At 58.0% G+C, this 18084-nt stretch carries 13 protein-coding genes and 2 pseudogenes; 1 reads left to right on the top strand and 14 read right to left on the bottom strand.

From position 1 onward, the window contains the following. Window positions 1-181 precede the first annotated feature (181 nt). Window positions 182-1588: an inorganic phosphate transporter gene (locus MUN84_RS11785; protein ID WP_244694280.1), complete on the top strand. Its 1407-nt coding sequence runs from the start codon at window positions 182-184 to the stop codon at window positions 1586-1588. Window positions 1589-1782: 194 nt separating this feature from the next. Here MUN84_RS11785 and MUN84_RS11780 read toward each other — a convergent pair whose 3' ends face one another. The 14 genes and pseudogenes from MUN84_RS11780 to MUN84_RS23800 all read right to left on the bottom strand — a co-directional run bounded on the left by MUN84_RS11780 (window position 1783) and on the right by MUN84_RS23800 (window position 17927). Then, window positions 1783-2265 carry a hypothetical protein gene (locus tag MUN84_RS11780; protein WP_244694279.1) on the bottom strand — a complete coding sequence of 161 codons (483 nt, stop codon included), beginning with the start codon at window positions 2263-2265 and terminating at the stop codon, window positions 1783-1785. Between the two features lie 63 nt (window positions 2266-2328). Beyond that, on the bottom strand, window positions 2329-2820 hold the full coding sequence (locus MUN84_RS11775) for a DUF4385 domain-containing protein (protein WP_244694278.1): 492 nt from the start codon (window positions 2818-2820) through the stop codon (window positions 2329-2331). 1124 nt (window positions 2821-3944) lie between these two features. Beyond that, complete coding sequence (locus MUN84_RS11770) at window positions 3945-5132, bottom strand: hypothetical protein (RefSeq protein WP_244694277.1); 1188 nt, start codon at window positions 5130-5132, stop codon at window positions 3945-3947. Continuing rightward, window positions 5084-5599 (bottom strand): Ig-like domain-containing protein, encoded by a 516-nt coding sequence (locus MUN84_RS11765; RefSeq protein WP_244694276.1) that lies wholly within the window; start codon window positions 5597-5599, stop codon window positions 5084-5086. The genes MUN84_RS11770 and MUN84_RS11765 overlap by 49 nt, the downstream gene beginning before the upstream one ends. Before the next feature lie 182 nt (window positions 5600-5781). Then, window positions 5782-6294, bottom strand: coding sequence for a class I SAM-dependent methyltransferase (locus MUN84_RS11760; protein ID WP_262920507.1), 513 nt, complete (start codon window positions 6292-6294; stop codon window positions 5782-5784). Next, window positions 6249-6434: a class I SAM-dependent methyltransferase gene (locus tag MUN84_RS22980; protein WP_262920506.1), complete on the bottom strand. Its 186-nt coding sequence runs from the start codon at window positions 6432-6434 to the stop codon at window positions 6249-6251. Before MUN84_RS22980 ends, MUN84_RS11760 begins: the two co-directional genes overlap by 46 nt. 17 nt (window positions 6435-6451) lie before the next feature. Then, complete coding sequence (locus MUN84_RS11755) at window positions 6452-6673, bottom strand: hypothetical protein (protein ID WP_244694275.1); 222 nt, start codon at window positions 6671-6673, stop codon at window positions 6452-6454. A gap of 298 nt (window positions 6674-6971) precedes the next feature. After that, window positions 6972-8838, bottom strand: a pseudogene (gene mnmG / locus MUN84_RS11750) (tRNA uridine-5-carboxymethylaminomethyl(34) synthesis enzyme MnmG). 247 nt (window positions 8839-9085) lie between these two features. Further along, complete coding sequence (locus tag MUN84_RS11745; protein ID WP_317238915.1) at window positions 9086-9898, bottom strand: GNAT family N-acetyltransferase; 813 nt, start codon at window positions 9896-9898, stop codon at window positions 9086-9088. A gap of 300 nt (window positions 9899-10198) precedes the next feature. After that, window positions 10199-10720 carry an rRNA maturation RNase YbeY gene (ybeY, locus tag MUN84_RS11740; protein ID WP_244694274.1) on the bottom strand — a complete coding sequence of 174 codons (522 nt, stop codon included), beginning with the start codon at window positions 10718-10720 and terminating at the stop codon, window positions 10199-10201. Next, window positions 10698-11155 (bottom strand): annotated as a pseudogene (locus tag MUN84_RS11735) (ATP-binding protein). Before MUN84_RS11735 ends, ybeY begins: the two are co-directional and overlap by 23 nt. Window positions 11156-11203: 48 nt before the next feature. Then, on the bottom strand, window positions 11204-14629 hold the full coding sequence (locus MUN84_RS11730; RefSeq protein WP_244694273.1) for a DUF4175 domain-containing protein: 3426 nt from the start codon (window positions 14627-14629) through the stop codon (window positions 11204-11206). Window positions 14630-14892: 263 nt separating this feature from the next. Continuing rightward, a complete protein-coding gene (locus tag MUN84_RS23805; protein ID WP_317238914.1) occupies window positions 14893-16365 on the bottom strand; it encodes a pitrilysin family protein in 1473 nt (490 codons plus the stop codon). Between the two features lie 62 nt (window positions 16366-16427). Further along, entirely contained in the window at window positions 16428-17927 is a 1500-nt protein-coding gene (locus tag MUN84_RS23800; protein ID WP_317238913.1) for a pitrilysin family protein, read from the bottom strand. Between the last annotated feature and the right edge of the window lie 157 nt (window positions 17928-18084).

Raw genomic sequence — 18084 nt, 5'->3', positions numbered from 1 at the left:
CAACTGTTAGTCACTATTTTACTGTGCTGCCACCGTTCAGTCCTAACCTGACGCTACTTCCTGCGTTTAGCGGCTCAGAAGCACGCAACCGGCCGGTCCGGTAACAATTTCATAATCTTGCGCCCCCTTTGGGCGGTCCTACCTTTGGTTACCGAAACTGAATCCTCACCAATCCCCCTCTATGTTTGGCTTAGAGCCTCATGTGCTGTTGCTGCTCGTTGCCTGTTTGGTAGCAGCTTGCGCGTTTGAATTTGTCAACGGTTTCCATGACACGGCCAACGCCGTGGCCACGGTTATCTACACCAACACCCTGCGGCCCTGGGTGGCCGTTATCTGGTCGGCGTTCTGGAATTTTTTGGGCGTACTGACGGGTGGTATTGCCGTGGCCATGGGCATCGTGTACCTGCTGCCCGTGCAAAGCCTGGTTGATCAGAATGTATACCACGGCATTGCCATGGTAGGCGCTCTGATTCTGGGCGCCATCATCTGGAACGTGGGCACCTGGTACTACGGCCTGCCTTCTTCCTCCTCGCACGCCCTGATTGGGTCCATTCTGGGTGTGGGCATTGCCTTCAGCTTTCTGCCTGGCGCCGATAATGCGGCCGTAAACTGGGGCAAGGCCGGTGAAACCGGGGTAGCTCTGCTTACGGGTCCGCTGTTCGGCTTCACGCTGACCATCGTCATGATGTTCCTGCTGAAGCGCTTCGTCCGCAACAAGGCCATCTTCAAGGAGCCGCACAAGCGCAAGCCGCCACCCCTCTGGATCCGGTTGATTCTGATTGCTACCTGTACCCTGGTAAGCTACTTCCACGGCTCCAACGACGGGCAGAAGGGAGTGGGGCTGATTATGCTGGTGTTGATTGGCATTGTGCCTACCTACTTTGCCCTCGACCATAGCAAGAACCCTCTGGACATGCGCGATTCGCTGGTGAAGATCGAGCAGGTGATGCAGAAGGTAAATGCGGCCGAGCTGAGCGCTAAGGACCGGGAAGCGGTAGCCAACATTAAGGTGCAAACGAATTCCCTGGACAGCATCTTCGCCGGTAAAACCCAGGTAGCCCAGTTGCCGCAAAACGCGCGTTTTGAAATCCGGAAGGCTATTCTGCTGCTGGGTAACCAAGCCAAAACCGTACTGGGCAGCGACAAAGTGAGCCTGAGCACCGCCGACCGGGAAACGCTCACCGCGGGCCTTTCCAACATGAAGGGCTTCACGGATTACGCTCCGTGGCAGGTGCTGGTAGCCGTGAGTGTGTCGTTGGGTCTGGGCACCATGATCGGCTGGCAGCGCATTGTGAAAACCATCGGGGAGCGTATCGGCAAGGAACACCTGACGTATGCTCAGGGCGCTTCCTCAGAGCTGATTGCCGCCGCCATGATTGGCGCCAATACCCAATTGGGCTTACCTGCCTCCACTACCCACGTGTTGTCGTCGGCTATTGCGGGCTCCATGGTGGCCAACCGCGGCATCAAGAACCTGAACCCCCAAATGGTGCGCAACATTGCCCTAGCCTGGGTGCTCACCTTGCCTGTAACCATGGCCCTGTCGGGGGGCTTATTCCTGCTATTCCGGGCCATTATGCCTTCGTAAACACTTCTTGGAATAAAACAAAAAAGCCACTCCGATTGAGGGGTGGCTTTTTTGTTTTCTACTTAAGGATCAGGGCATTCACTTGCTAGTGGTTTTAGCTCTCAAAGTGGGAAAGGTTGTTGAAAACTCCCGGCAATGAGCACCTTATCAACTTATCCACACCAATTTCTTGCGTTTTTGTGGATAACCTAGCGTTAAGCGGGCCACTGCACCTCTAAATCATCGTTGATAAACACGCCGAAGTTGACAAACTGCAGTTGTTCCTCGTCGAAGTAGAGGTCAATCATTTCCTTTTCGTAGGAAAGGCGCATCTCGCCAGTGTCCATTTTCTCGACTTCGCTCTGCTCGTGGCCGTGGCGCTTCATCAGGTCCTGGATTTCTTCCGGGCTCTTGCCGTGAATAGCTTCCCCGTACAGGCGAATGCCAGGGTGGTCCGTTTCAATGCAGCTCAGGCGGTAGTCGTCTTCCCGGTCGAAATACAGGGAGTAACCTTCTTCGAGGTAGTTCCAGGCCTGGTGCTCAAACTCATCGTCGTCTTCCGACTCCTCAATTTCTTCGGGCTCTCCCATCAGGGCGCGTACTTCGTCCATGGAGGCGCCAAACTTAAGCGGCCCCATGCCGATGCCGAGGGTAATTTCGTTTTCGTCGGTGCTGGAGGATTGGGCTGGTGTCTGCATAGCCGTCTGGGGTTCAAAAGTGAAGAAGAGTTCAGGGAAAGTAAAGGTAGGGGTTCTCGGGGGTCATTTGCCGTAGCGAGCCTCAAATTCGGCCCGCTGCTGCACGTAGCTGGGGTGTTGCTTGGCCTCGTCCCACTTGCGTTTGAAGATGGCGGCAGCCTCTGCTTTTTCCGGGTCTTCGGGGGTGCGGGGCAGTTCGTCGCGGCCGTGGGCACCGCTCTGACCTTTTTTGTCGTCGGGTACGGGACCGTCGTACTTCTTGCCGCCCTTGTGATTGGCGTAGCGCCGGGCCCGGGTAAAGCCCATCTGGAGGAACTTCCGGGCCATATCGGCTCCCACAAAGTCCTGCTCTTTTAAATACGCCTCAAACAGCGCGTATATCTGCTCCGAAGACTCCCGGGCCAGTTCTGGCGTGCGGAAGCGCCAGTGGGGCAGAATCTCCCCTTTATAGGGCTGTACTAATAGTACGCCCTGCTCGCCTTTGCCCACGCGGTACAGTTCCGGGTGCTGGCGGAAATCAACGGTTCGAAAATCCAGGGTGTAGTCGAACGGCATAAGAACTAGCAGCGCGCTTGCGGGAGAGTGGGCCTCTCTATACGCCACATCGGGCCCGGCGGCTGCATGTTTTCCCCAAGCACAACAAACGGTGTGGATAAACGCACGTTTTCGGTGGATAACTGCCTGATTATAAACACTAGCTGTACCCAAAAAGTAATTTCCGCTGGGTCCAGGGCCTAAATTTTCCTTTTGCGCTAAGAAAAGCGACCGGCAGCCTTGCTACATACTTAACCGAAAAATGCACCGCTAAGCCAGCCAAAGCACCCTGCCCAGCCCGCCGTGGGACGCTAACTCCTGCCTCGCTTTTTTGCCCGCTGCATTTTCTGTACTGCTCAGCTACCCGAAGTTCCGACCTGCTTGTTTTCTGCCCTTGCTCCCGAACAGGGAAACGAGAGCACCGGCTCGCTTTTCCACAGGGTTAATAACTTTTAAAATTCTTCTTTAAATAAATTCTCTTTTGTTATCCGTCGTTAGGGCTGTGCATAAGTGGATAAGAAAAAGGGGTTATGCACACCGGGGATAACATGTGCACAACAACCCAGTTATGCACCGTCTATCCACAGGGTGTGTTGATATTAAATGTCTGATTATTAGATACATATGTGAGTTTTTAACAATCCATATAGCTTGTGCACAAATCCACAATTCACATCCACAGCCCTGTGTGGATTGTGCTTTTTTCGGGGGATAGTTATCCACCCTTATCCACCGACTTTGCACTGCGCCAAGGTGCTGCTGTGGGTTGACCACATCCAAAAAAACTTTTCCGCAAGTTCTCCACGGGTTATCCTCAGGTTTCCCCACTATTATCCACAGGTTACGCGTGCTTCGCTTCAAGCAGTGGAAAACTATGTGGATTGCAAACTAGCAGGGCGCAAAACAGGCCGCTCCAGTAAGTAGGCCCATATTCAGCCTGTGGATATCTATTCAGGCCGGATTCTATATAGTAGGAAGCATAAGTTTAAGCGCGCTACTCAGCGCTAGACTTGCTTACCTCCGGCCGAGATTACCTCAGCCTTGCAGGTTAGGCCATGCGGTGCTTGCTACTCATTATATACAGCAACGCCCAACTCCGGCATTGGAGTTAGGCGTTGGAGCAGTGCATTGGGGCTATAGATAGGCTAGAAGCTAAGCGTTTCGACGTTATCAAAGTTGGAGCGAACCTGAATGGCCTTTGGAAACAGATAAACGGGTTCCGGCGGCCGGCGTAACTGTGGGTCGCCGCCCTGCCAGCGGCCGTCTTGGTTGGTATCAATCAGCACCCGCACCCGGTAGGTGCCTGGCTGCAGGTTATCAAAGCGGTAGGTACCTCGTGGGCTGTCGAGGGTAGTAAGCACCTGCCCATTGGATTCCAGGAGCTGAACCCAGTAACGAGTGGCCTTGGTTTGGAGCGGACCGCTGAGCGTACCCGTAGCAGTCTGTTCGGACACGCGCAAACGCAGGGGTTTCAGCCCCAACCGCTGCCCGCTGATGCTGCTGATAACCGTGCTGTCGAGCAGGAACGTGACTGTTTTGCGAGCATTGGTATTTAGGTTCAGCGCCAACGTAGTTCGGTCAGGACTCAGGGTTCCGTCCTGGGGTAAGCGCAGCGGCCGGCGTTTCACGGAGTCCTCCACCAGCGTACCTACGGGCTTATTGGGCGCCAAGCGCACGGGCTCAGTGAATACAAACTTCACCTGGCCCTGCCGATATACTTCCCGCGGGCTGCCCTCCACGGTATAGGCTGCCCCCCGCCGGGCGGGCGGATTACCTTGGAACCGGACGTTAATTGTGTCGCGGCCCACGTTGCCGGCGCTATCCGTCGAAGCCAGCAAATAGCGGCCTTCCGTGAGGGCCGGAGTGCGGTAAAGTAGCGCGGTGCGGCCTTTTTCCGTGAGCTGAACGGCCTCGCTCAGGGCTGGTGAAACCGGGGCCGTTCCCAGCGGGGCCAGCGTTATGCGTTCTACACCCTCATTAAAGCTGATGCGAAAGTCCGTTGGGTTGGTCTTCTGGGTAGTTACGAGGGGGCGGCGGGCATCGGGCCGAGTGAGCAGAAACTGAAGGCTGTCTAGGCCGGGTCGCACGGTGAGTAGTTCGGGCAGGTAGCCAATTTTTTCGCCCTCCTCATAGCGGTTGCTCTGGTTTTTATCGGCCAGGGCAAACGCCCGGTAGCGACCTTCCTTCAGGTTTTGCAGCTCAAAGCCACCCTGCTTATCGGTGCGGGCCAGGTAGTAGGGCCGGCCCCGCCGAATATTGGCCGTATCCGCTTCCGGGTACAGCACTACGGCCGTATTCTCGGTGGGCTGGCCCGTGAGCAGGTCGCGCACCACCCCCGGACCGAGCCGGAATCGAGGCGGGCCCCGGTGCTGAAGCTCAGCACTACTTTCTGGGCCGGGTTGCTTTCGGTAATGTCGCTGATCGAGTTGCCGAAGTTAAACGAGTAGGTAGTGTTCGGGGCGAAAGGCCGGTCGAAGGTCAGGGTAATAGCTGAGCGGTCTTCCCGGATTTTGTAGGTGTCCTTGTCGCCGAGCACCGGGGCCACAATCAGGTTTTTCTGCAGATCCTTCAGCTGCACCTGCTCCGAAAACTCCAGCCGCACCGACTGCCCCGTTACGTTGCGGGCCCCGTTGGCGGGCGTGGTGCTCACCAGCTTAGGCGGGATGGTGTCACGGGTCCCGCCCTCGGGCGAGCTAATGGCCGCGCAGCCACCCAAGCCCGCCGCAGCCGTTATTAATAAAAAGATACTCGCTCGGGCAGGTAGGGCCATAGAGAAATAAGTCGGGAGAAAAAGCAGCATCGGCCAAAGCAGATTACGCCAGCCGAAGGTACAATGCACAACGCTGGAACAGCCAAAAACTGTCATTCCGAGCCCGGCACGAAAGTGGAGTAAGCCTCGCGGCGCTACTTCAGCTTTCGTGCCGGGCTCGGAACAGCAACTTCTTTGCTATAAGAACACTAGCCTCTCCCCTACCCCACTGACTAGCGTTTCTGGGAAACGTAAATCAGGCTGGAGTACTGGCCTTCGTGGCTGGCGGCGTAGCGGTTCGACTGGTAGCCCGCCTTGAGCACGGTCAGCATGCCGCCGCCCCGCTCGGCCCGGTGCTTTTCGCTGAGCATGCTCACGTAGTAGGCATCCAGGGGCATGGGTAGCACTTCCTTGACCTGCATCTTGTGCTTTTTGAGCAGCTGGGTCATGGTTTTGGGGCTGAAGTGATACAGGTGGCGCGGCACATCATAGGCGGCCCAATCCTGGCGGTAGTGCTGGGCATCGAGGCTGTCGACGTTGGGCACGGCAATGATGAACACGCCGTCGGGCTTCAATAGCCGGATGAGCTGCTGCAAGGTATCGTTCAGCTCGTGAACGTGTTCCAGCACGTGCCAGAGCGTAATGGCCTCAAACGATTCGGCGGGTAGCTGGCTAAGGTTGTCCAGGTCCAGGGGCTGGCCTACCCGTTGGGAGGCGTCCTGCCGGGCCCGGGGTTGGGCTCCCAACCCGCCACCTGCCAGCCGTTGCTCTTAGCCGCGGCCAAAAAATGCCCCGTGCCGCACCCGTAATCAAAAAGGCGGCCTTTGCGGGGCGCCAGCTTGTTCACGAGCCCTACCTTGCGGCGCATGGTGAAGAAACGGGCCACCTTGTAGGCCTGGTTGATCATGCCCCTGCCCCGCTGTTATGCGACACGTACTCCTCCGACTCGTAGTAGCGGCCAATGTGGTCGGCATCAGGCCGGGGATTGGTAAACTGAAACGAGCAGGCCGCGCACTGCTGAATGGCAAAACTCTCCTTGCTGACTGACTTGTCTTCTACAACCAGTTTATTGCGAAACTCCGTTTTCCCGCACACCGGGCACTTCTCAAGTCGCTCGTAAATCACAGATGCTCGCTTATTATATTGATTTCGCTGATTGCGACGATTGACCTGCGCAGAGAAGCCAGCCGCAAGGCGAAGGTACAAAACGAAGCTGCCACAAATTCACGGAGAATTCGGGGCAGATGTCAGGCAACAACGATAAAACCATAAATCACGCGGCCACTACTAACGCAAGCACGTCATCCTGACGAAGGAAGGACCTTACCACGCCAGAACGAGTACCCTTAGTACCGCTCGTGCTTTGTGATAAGGCCCTTGCTCCGTCAGGATGACGTGCTTGGTTGAAAGGATATGCGTCTTCTTACCGACCCAGGTACACCATCAGCACCGACACGTCGGCCGGCGAGACGCCGCTGATGCGGGAAGCTTGGCCTAGGGTTTCGGGCTGAATCTTGAGCAGCTTTTCGCGGGCTTCGTGCGAGAGGGCCGGCATGGCCTTGTAGTCGAGGCGGCCCCGGATCTGGAAGTTTTCCAGCTCCTGCACCCGGGCGGCCTGCTGGTGTTCCTTCACCAAATAGGACTCATACTTTACCAGAATTTCGGCCTGCTCCAGGGCCTCCGGACCGTAGGGCGCCAGGGCCAACGTGAGGCCGGGCAGCACCCGCGTGAGGGCCGGCAAGTCCACGTTGGGACGGCGCAGCAAATTCACGGCGCGCGTTTTCTCGTGGATGATGGCCGAGCCTAACTCCGTCAGCCAGTCGTTGATTTCCTGGGGCTCGATAGAGTAATTTTTCAGCAGCTTGGCTACCTCCTGGGTCTGGCGTTCTTTCTCGCGCACCAGCTCCATGCGCTCGTCGGAGGCTAAACCTAGGGCATGGCCCAGGGGGGTAAGGCGCAGGTCGGCGTTGTCCTGGCGCAGGAGCAGGCGGTGCTCGGCGCGGCTCGTGAACATGCGATAGGGCTCGTCGGTGCCTTTGTTGACCAGGTCATCAATGAGTACGCCGATGTAGGCTTCGCTCCGCTTCAAGATGAAGGGTGGATTGCCGTGCACCTTGTTGTGGGCGTTGATGCCGGCCATCAGACCCTGACACGCTGCTTCCTCGTAGCCCGTGGTGCCGTTGATCTGGCCCGCGAAGTAGAGGTTCTGGATGCGCTTGGTTTCCAGCGTCAGGTGCAACTGGGTGGGTGGGAAGAAGTCGTACTCAATGGCGTAGCCGGGGCGGAACATCTTGGCGTTTTCGAAGCCGGCAATTTTGCGCAGGGCGCGGTACTGCACATCCTCGGGTAGGCTGCTCGAAAAACCATTCACGTACACTTCTACCGTGCTCCAGCCTTCGGGCTCCACAAAAATCTGGTGACGGTCCTTGTCGGCGAAGCGGTTGATTTTATCCTCCACCGAAGGGCAGTAGCGCGGCCCCAGCCCCTTGATGCGGCCCTGAAACATCGGCGACTTCTCGAAGCCTTCCTTCAGGATTTCGTGCACCTCAGGGTTAGTGTAGGTGATGTAGCAGGGGCGCTGCTTAGTTAGGGCGGGCGTATTGAGGTAGGAGAATTTGCTGGGCACCTCGTCGCCGGCCTGCTCCTCCATTTTGGAGTAGTCCAGGCTGCGGCCATCTACGCGGGCGGGGTGCCGGTTTTCATGCGGCCCGCCTCGAAGCCCAACTCTATTAGCTGCTCCGTAATGCCCGTGCTGCGGCTTTCGGCGGCGCGCCCCCACCAAACTGCTTCTCGCCAATGTGGATAAGGCCATTGAGGAAAGTACCGTTAGTGAGTACTACCGCTTTACCGCGAAACTCAATGCCAAGCTGGGTCTTTACCCCTACTACCGTGTCGTTTTCAACTAGCAAGCCCATTACGGCTTCCTGCCAGAAGTCCACGTTCAGGGTTTGCTCCAGCGTATTGCGCCACTCCTCGGCAAAGCGCATACGGTCCGATTGGGCCCTTGGGCTCCACATAGCGGGACCTTTGGAGCGGTTCAGCATCCGAAACTGAATCATGGTTTTGTCGGTGATGATGCCCGACTGCCCGCCCAGGGCATCTACCTCGCGCACAATCTGGCCTTTGGCTACCCCACCCATAGCCGGGTTGCACGACATCTGGGCAATGGTGTTCATGTTCATCGTCACGAGTAGGACCTTGGAGCCCATGTTGGCCGCGGCCGCGGCGGCCTCACAGCCCGCGTGGCCGGCACCTACTACAATAACGTCGTACTCTTCTTGCTGAAACATGAATCACGGATTTAAACGATTGTGACGGATGACGCGGATTGTGGGCGGCTGCCTAACGTCTACTGGAAGGTAGCCGCCGCCGGCGCTGACCGTTGGAAGGAAACAGGAACTAGGAAGGGGAAAGTTCGCAGCTTCTCAAACAGAAAACACCCGCAGTTAAGCGGGCGTATCTGTCAGGCAATGCTCTTCCACAACTCGGGCGCAACCCGCTCAAAACGTGCGCAAAGATAGGCACTTGTCTTCTTTTTTACCTGGCCTCGGTGCCTATAAGCTCCCAAGGCTGCCCCGGAAGCTTGTCCGCTGGCGGGCCGTTTGGCAGCTGAGCTGCTTGCTTAGCTAAAGTTGTCCTCGGCCAAGTCTTCCGGGGCCAGCCCGTCAGTAGCTCCGCGGAATGGGCCGCAACGGTGTTCCAGTTAAAGGGTAGCCAGCCTCCGTTCAGGGCATCAAACACCTCCGTAGCCGCCAAGCAGGGGAAAAGCTTGTAATCAAATTTGGAGTAGCCGTGCACCAGGTAGCCGGGGTAGTAGTACGTCTTCTGATGCAGGCGGGCGTAGTTAGTTTTTAGCAGCATGAGGTACTTTCCCAGGCTGTAACGGCGGTAGGCCGGATGGTAGAAGTTCATGATGCCCGCCAAGCTGCGGGCCCCACTGTCGAAAATGCCAACGGCAATTAGCTGCTCCTTATCCCGCACCTCCAGTACGTGGGTGCTGAACACGTTGTGCGTGGCTCCGGCCAGCAAAAAGGCCTCTACCGTTTCGGGGGCATCAAACGTAATAGTGCTGCGGTAGAGGGCGTACAGGGCCTCATACTCGGCAGTGAGCTGGAACGGGCGGATGGTTACGATGAACGGCTCGTTGAGGCGCAGAAGCCGCCGTTGGGCCGGACCGTAGTGCACCGCAGCCAGCCGCAGCCGCAGCCAGTGCACGGTATACAAGTCGTCGTCGAGGGGTAGGAAGCGGCAGGTAAATAAATCCTGATGCATCCGGTAGTAGCCCTGACTCAGGTAAAAATCCAGCGCATCGCCTCGAATAATAGGATGTTGCGGAGGGGTAGCGGCCATTATGGGAATATACTAGGATGTGTAGGTAAGCAATATTACCTATCTGGTAAGAATATTATTCCGAGCTCCGCCCAATAAAAACGGTCATTCCGAGCTTGTCGAGGAATGACCGTTCTTTTGTTATAGCCGCGCGGCACATGGTCATTTACGACACTATTCGCCTACTCCCTTACAAGCTCCAAACGTCAGCACCGTTAACCAAATAGGTGTCTCCGGCGTTGAAACGGGTCAGGAAGCTGCGACGCAAAAACGCCCGCTCAGAGGCGGGCGTTTCAGTGATAAATGGCAAACCTGCTCTGCTTAAAAAGTACGCAGGAGCAGACAGTCGTCCTCTTTCTTGCGCATGGCAGTCTGGCTGAGTAGGTCCTTATCGGCGTAGCCCAGCAGGTGCAGTACGCCGTGAATCATGACGCGGTGCAGCTCGTCGCGGAAAGGAACACCCAATTGCACGGCATTTTCCCGCACCCGTTCTACCGAAATGAAGATGTCGCCTTCGATGATGTCGGCGTCGTCAGCATTATCAAAGGTGATGACGTCAGTGTAGGTATCGTGCTCCAAGTACTCCAGATTGACCTTGTGCAGGTACTCATCAGAGCAGAAGATGTAGGTAAGCTGCACAATTTCGTGCTCATGCACTTCCGCCACCCGCTCAATCCAGGAAGTCAGGTCTTGGGCATCGGCCAACTCAAAGTCAACATCCTCCACCAGAAACTCAATGCCTGGGCCTTCGTCGCGGCCAAAGTCATCTTCTTCCTGATCATCGTGCTCGGGGGCAGGTCGCTCATGGTAGCAAAAGCAACTAGTGAATGGCTGTTTCGGCACCGTTAATGGTAGCGCCAGACTCAGGAGCCGAGGGCGTAGGCAGCATGAACGTCAGCTGCACGTTGCGGCCATCCTTGGTGAATTCCACGTCATCGGCCAGGTGCCGAATCAGGAAGATGCCGCGGCCACCGGGGTTTTCCAGGTTTTCGGGGCCGTGGGGTCAATGAGGTTGGTGTAGTCGAAACCGGTGCCTTCGTCCTCGATTTCAAACTTTACCCGGTCTTGGTCTACGAACAGCGACAGAAAGACATTCTTGTCTTTGTCAAACTTGTTGCCGTGGCGGATAGCGTTGTTGACTGCCTCCGTGACGGCCACCATGATGTTGCCGTAGATGTCGTCCTCGATGTGAAACGTATCCTTCGAGTTGTCGATAAAGCTCTCCACTACGCGGATGTTCTCGACCAGGGAAGGAATCTGAATTTTAACCTGCTTCATAGGAATTGAAAGGGAAGGCGGCGTAGGGGCGGTAAAAGTAGCTGAACGCTACTTCATTTTCTGAAAATATTCACTCACCTCGCGCTGATAGTAGGGCGTGAGGGCCGGCGGCACGGTGCGAAGGAGCTCCGTCTGCCGGTTTTGCTGGCGCTTATACTGCTGAAACGCCGGCGGAAACACGGGCGGACGGTTCTGGGCCGTCTGCGCTTCGCGCTTCTCGTCCTGGTCCCGCTCCCGGGCCGACTTCTCGGCTTCCAGCAAGCGCGTCAGGATTTGACGCTGGCGCATAATGGTCTGCTCCGTCAGCCGCTTATTTACGAGGTCGGTTTCGGTTTGTTCCATCAATTTTTTCACATCTCCGAGGCCTCCGGCACCGTCCTGGCCTTTGCCATCTTTGTTATTTCTGGGTTTGCCCCCGCCCTTCTGCTGCATGCGCTCCAATTCTTGCATGGCCTGCCGGAGCATTTGCTGCTGTCCGGCTAGCTTGGCCAACTCCTCCGACAGGGCCCTTCCTTGCTTGCCGCTTTGCTGGAGCTGCTGAATCTGCTGGTTGAGCTGCTGCTGCATGCGGCCCAGTTGGCCTTCGCCGGCGGAGCTGCCCTTCTTCTTTTTGCGGCCCGACTTGCCCCCGCCCTGCTGCTGCTGCTGGCTCTGGCTTTGGCGCTGCTGCTCCTGCATTTGCTGCAAGGCATCGTTCAGCATGAGGGCCAGATTGTTCATGCTGGTCATGGCTAGCTGCTGAGAACTGGTAGCCCGCCCAATATTGCGCTGCCGGATCTGGTCGAGGCTTTCGTCCATGCGGCCATTCATTTCGCCTACCTCCCGGGTCACGAAGGACTTGATCTGGAACACGCGCTTGGCCAGGGCATACAGTGAATCCTGCACCACGCGGGCGTCGTCCTTGAGCTTGCGCTGAGTCTGGCCGAGCTGCACGAAGCGCGGGTCTGACTGGTCCACGGTGCGGAATTGCTTCATCAGGTTTTCCTCGTCGAAGCTCAGCTTGAGCAGGTTTTCCAGGATGTCGCGCAGGTCGTCGATGTTTTCCTGCTGCTGGTCCTGCTCCTCCTCGTTCATTTGCTGCTGCATCTTCTGGGCCATCTGCTGCATTTTTTGGGCGGCTTGCTTCTGGCTCTGGCTGGCTTTCTGGTTCTGGTTTTTGCCGAGCTGCTCCTGGCTGTCCTGCTGCTGCTCGTCTACCTCCTGCTGTTCCTGCTTCATCTCGTCGGCGCCGTTTTCACCGTCGAGCTGCTTGTCCAGCTCCTTCATGTCCTTGAGGTCTTGCTTCAGCTCCTCAAATTTCTGCTGCTGCTCGCTCTGCTGCTGCTTTAGGTCCTGCTGCTTTTGCTGCTGCTGGTTTTTGTCATGGGGCGCTTGGGGCGAGTTCTTATCGTTCTTCTGGGTTTCGTCGGCCAGCTTTTGCTGCTCCTGGGCTAGTTGCTGCAGCTTTTCCAGGGCCTGATCCTGTTTCTGCTCAAACTGCAGCTGCTTGAACATTTCCAGGGCCCGCTCCAGCTCTTTCTGCAAGGTGTTTTCCTTGTTTTCAAGCTGTTGGAGCAGCTTCTGCATGTCGGGCTGGTTTTGGTCCTGCTGTTGTTCCAGCAGCTTCTGCAGCTCTTCGTACAGCTTCTTGGTTTCCGGGTCGAGCAGAGTTTCCATGAGCTTTTTCAGCTCCTCGGCTTTCTGAGCCAACTCCTCGTTTTTCTGCGGATCGAGCTGGTTTTGCTGCTCCTGCAACTGCTCAAACTGGCGCTTCAGCTCATCCAGGGCCTGGTCCATCTGCTGTTTCTGGTCCAGCATGTCGCGCAGCTGCTTGCGGTCCTGGAAGTTCAGGTCGCGCTTAACTTTCAGCTTGTCATCGGCCTTGGCCAGCTCCCGCTCCATCTTCTTGCTTTGCTGGGCGACCTGGCTGAGCTGACTTTGCACGGCTTGGCTCTGGGAGGCCAGCTGCTGCCGCAGCTCCGTGCGCGAGGGCAGGCGGAATTCGGCGGTGCGGCTCCGGGCTGACTTCGGCCCGTGCACCCCGTCGTTGTCCCAGACTTGCACGAAGTACTCCAGCCGGTCGCCGGGGCGCAGGTTCAGGGGGCGCACGTCCCACTGGTAGGCGTAGCTCTGGCTAGGGCCGCTGCTCAGGGGTAGGGCGCGGGTTTGGTAGGCGGCGTTGGGCCGAGCTTTGCTCAGCACGCGGTAGTGTAGCTGCAGGCGCGAGAGGCCGTAGTCATCCCGAACATTACCGCCCAGGGCCAGGTAGCGCAGGGAGGTAGTATCCTGAAAAGCTTCCAGCGTTACGTCGGGCGCCTGGTCCGGAATAACGGTGAGCTGATATTCGATGGGGTCCCGGTTGGGGCTGTTGGCGTTGCGCAAATGCACCGAGTACTGCTGGCTGCGCAAGGCCCGGCGGGACAGGCGGAACTGCTCGTCGTCGGGTTGGGCAGTTACTACCTCATCGGGGTTGCGGAACTTGAGTTGCAGTTGGTCGGTGGCTTCGGTGGCAAACTCCCAGCGCAGGTCTGAGCCTTCGGGCACGGTCAGGTTGCCGGTGTTGCGAATGGTTTCGGCGGGTTTGCCGAGGTAGGCGGGGTAGGAAACGCGCACGGCAAAGTCGCGCAGGTTGGGCCGGGCCTTCACCGTCAGGTCGTACTCTGAAGAGGTGAAGCCAGCGGCAGCCAACTGAAACTCGACGTTTTGGCGGAGCTGCCGAAACTCGTAGCGAAACCGGTTGCCCGATTCGCGCACCAGATGCCGCTCCCGCCCGTCGTAGACAATGCTGATTTCGTTGGGTAGGGCTTCGCCTTCTACCGTCACGTTCAGCGTGTAATCTTCGCCCTTGAACGCCGTGAGGTTTTTGTTTTCCACCACGAACCGGAAGGGCGCGGGCGGACTGTACTTCCGGTCGTAATTAAGAATTCGCTCGGTGCCTTGCACAAACAGGCTGGGGTAAATCAGCAGCACCAGCACCACTACGGCGGCCGGAATGGCTACGTACTTCCACAGGGGCTTGCTCTGGGCCTGAATGTTAATGCCTTGGGTAAATTCGACGCCGCGCAGCTGCCCGGCGCGCTGCTCCAGGCTGGCGGCCAGCAGGGCATTTTCCTGGGCCTGCCCGCGCAGCTGCAGGGCGTTCAGGAGCTTGTCCTGCACATCCGGAAACAGCTCCCCTACCCGGCGCGCGGCCTGCTCATCGCTCAGCATCCGGCGCAGGTTGATAAGGGCCGCCAGAGGCTGCCAGATCCAGCGCCCAAAGGCGTAGAGCATGCCCGCCACGAACCCGAACAACAGCCCCGCCCGCACCCAGGTGGGCAGGTACAGGAAGTATTCGAGCAGGTTGAACACCAGAAATAGGCTGAGCAGCAGGCCGCCAGCCACGAAGGCCCCGCGAACCAGCAGGCTCAGGTAAAACTTACGCTTGAAAGCATCGAGGCGGGCCAGCACATCGTCCAGAGCCCGAGTCGTTGCAAGATCTTTCTCCACTACCATAGGTTTGCCGCCTCATATGGGCTTGGGAAAGATACGTATTTCGCCCGGCGGCTGCATGTACGCTACACGCGGAACTAGGCAAGAGGTTCCGTAAACCAACAAGGCACCCACTGGTGGGTGCCTTTGACGGCTGCGCTACCCAGCGCAACTACCGCTATGCGCCTTACTACTGCGCTAAGGCATGGTACCACGGGCGGGGGCAGCATCAAAAAAAGCCCGAATCCAATGGATCCGGGCTTTTGAGTAGGATGGAAAAGCGAGGATTACTTAGTGTCCTCTTTGTCCTTCTTGGCTTTGCGCTTTTCCTTTTTACCGTCGGCGTCTTTGGTCTTGATTTTCATCTTCTCATTCTCGGCCGGCGGGGTTACGCTAACGGCTGGCGCAGCCGGGGTAGTGGCGGCGGGAGCCGCCACGCGGTTGCCATCGGCATCCAGTTCTACTACCTCGTAGCCCAACTCCGAGAGGCCGGGGAAGGACTTCGCCCGGTCGCCTACTACCACGATGTACATGTTATCGGCGGGCAGGTACTTCTGGGCAATGCCTTGCACATCCTCCTTCTTAAGGTTTTTGAGGATGGTGCTCTGCTGCTGCACGTAGTCTTTCGACAGATCGTACTCCAACAGGCGCGAGAGGAAGGCCGCTTTTTGCTGGCCGGTTTCGTAGCGCAGGGCGTCGCTCTGGCCCACGGAAGCTTGCAGGAACTGCAGTTCTTCGTCGGTGATGCCGTTGCGGTAGTTCTGGATTTCCTTCATGAACTCCTTTACCGAGGCCGCCGTAGCATCGGCGCGCACGCCGGCGCTGGCTGTGTACGGGCCCACGTAGCGCGAGCCCTGGAAGCCAGAACGCGCCCCGTAGGTGTAGCCCTTGTCCTCGCGCAGGTTCAGGTTGATGCGGGAGTTGAAGGCCCCACCCAGGATGTAGTTGGAGAGGTAGGCGCGGTAGAAGTCGCCGGTGGCATCATAAGTGAGCGGGGTAAGGTAGCCCACCCGAATTTCCGACTGCGCAGCTCCGTCCTTGTTCACGAAGTAGATGCGGGTTTTATCGGGCTGCGTGGCCTGGGCGCTGGCGGGCAGACGAACATCCTTTTTCTGCCAGTTTTTCAGGAAGGCCGTCTGGTTGGTGAGCGTCGCCTGATCCACGTCGCCCACGGCCACCAGGTAGCTCACGTTGGGCGCGTAGTTCTGCTGATAGAACTGCTTCACGTCGTCCAGGGTCAGGCCAGTAACGGTGGCCGTGGTGCCGCTGGAAGGCACGTTCATGATGTTAGCCGGACCGTAAATCAGGCGGGCAAACGTTTTGTCGGCAATAACCACCGGCTGGGTGCTCTGGTTGGCAATGCCCTCCAGGGTCTGCTTCTTGATACGGGCGAAGTCGGCGGCATCGAAGCGCGGGCGGAGCAGGCGCTCTTCCAGCAGCTTCATGGTAGCGGGCAGGTTCTTGGTCAGGCTCTGCACGTAGATGGTCGTGTTGTCTTCGCCGGCCGAAACGCGGATGGTGCTACCCAGCTTATCAAGCTCAGAGCTAAACTGCTCCGACGTGTACTTCTCCGTGCCTTCGTTCAGCATGCTGGCCGTCAGGGCGGCAATACCGGCCTTGTTGGGGTCGGTTTGCTCCAGGCGGTGGCCACCCCGGATGGTCAGCAGAATCGTTGCCGTTGGAATTTCGGCGTTGCGGGTGCCCATCAGGCGCAGGCCGTTATCCAGGGACGACTGCCACACTTGCGGCACTTGCACCACGGGGTTAGTACCCGCTTTGGGCTGCTTGCTCCGGTCGAAGGTATCGGTTGGCTTTACGTAGGTCAGGCCCGCGTAACCGTAGTCGGGGCCTGGTAGCCTTCCTTCGATACCGTGTAGTTGTCGGGTTTGGCCGGGGCGCCGCCCGTCTTGGGCAATACGCTCAGAATCACGGCCTTCTTGCCTTTGATGTACTGGTTGTACACCCGGTTTACCTCGGCGGGCGTCACGGCGCGCAGGCGCTTGAGCTCCTCGGGCAGGCGGTTGGGGTTGCCGAAATACGTCTGGTTGGCAGCTAGCTGGCTTACCTTGCCGCTCACACTAGCTAGGCTGTTCACTACCTGCGCCTCGGTGCTGGCCTTGAAGCGGGCTACCTGCTCGGCAGTGGCGCCGGTGCGCTCAAACTCGGCCAACGTGCGACGCACCTGGTTTTCCAAGCTGTCGAGTCCTTTGCCGGGGAAGGGCAGCGTCACCATCGTAAACTCGCCGGAAAGCTCCGAGGAGTTGTTGTAGGCCTGGGCCTGCAAAGCCTGCTGGGGCTTAATCAGGTTTTTGTAGAGCAGGGAGTTTTTACCCTGGCCAATGATTTCGGACAGGGCTTCGAGGGCGTACTCATCGGGGTGGCCGTTGGGTACTGTCGGGAACACCATCTGCAGCATCGGGAAGCGCACGTTGTCCGTGTAGCTTACGTAGCGGTCCTGGGTGAGCTTGGGAGCGGGCAGCTTCTGGGCGGCCACGGCCGGACCTTTGCTGATGGGACCGAAGTACTTCTCGGCCAGGCGCACCACATCCTGGGGCTTCACGTCGCCGCCCACGGTGAGGGTCGCGTTGTTGGGGCCGTACCAGCGCAGGAAGAAGTTTTTCAGGTCGTCGACGTTGGAGCGGTCCAGGTCTTCGAGGTAGCCGATGGTCATCCAGGAATACGGGTGGCCGTAGGGGTAGAGCGTGCGCGACACGTTTTCCGACGCCAGGCCATAAGGCCGGTTATCGTAGTTCTGGCCCCGCTCGTTTTTCACCGTGGAACGCTGGTTTTCGAACTTCGGCTGCGTTACGGCATCCAGCAAAAAGCCCATGCGGTCGGCTTCCAACCACAGGGCCGTCTCTAGCTGGTTGCTCGGTACGGTTTCGTAGTAGTTGGTCCGGTCGCGGTTGGTGGAGCCGTTGAGGGTACCGCCGGCGGCCGTTACCGTTTTGAAGTGCTGCTCGTCGGCTACGTGGTCGGAGCCCTGGAACATCATGTGCTCAAAGAAGTGGGCAAAGCCCGACTTGCCAATCTGCTCCCGGGCCGAACCCACGTGGTAGGTCACGTCTACGTGCACCAAGGGGTCGGAGTGGTCTTCGGTCACGATAACCGTCAGGCCGTTGGGCAGCACGTACTTCTCGTATGGAATTACCACCTCGGAACCTTTGCGGGTTACTTTCTCCACGAGGCGGGCGCCGCCAGCCGTAGCTGCCGGAGCTTTGGTAACGGTAGCGGGCTTGGTGGCAGGCTTCTGCTGCGCCTGAGCCGACTGGAACGCCAGCGAGGCCCCCAGGCCAAGCAGCAACAACTGGTTGCGAGTCATTAAGAAGAAAAAAGGAGTGAGATGAATGCGAACCGTAAGTTACGCGCCGAAAGACAATTTCAGCGCGAGCGGGCTGCACGAAAAAAGCCGGTGCTGCTCCGGCCGCATCTGCACCAAACCATTGCTCCGCCCGAAGCTCCGACACGGTAGGCTCCGG

The organism is Hymenobacter sp. 5516J-16 (genome assembly GCF_022919335.1).
In the GTDB taxonomy this organism is placed as follows: Bacteria; Bacteroidota; Bacteroidia; order Cytophagales; family Hymenobacteraceae; genus Hymenobacter; species Hymenobacter sublimis.
Note: the sequence above shows the minus strand (reverse complement) of the source record. Positions and strands in the feature narration are given on the sequence as shown.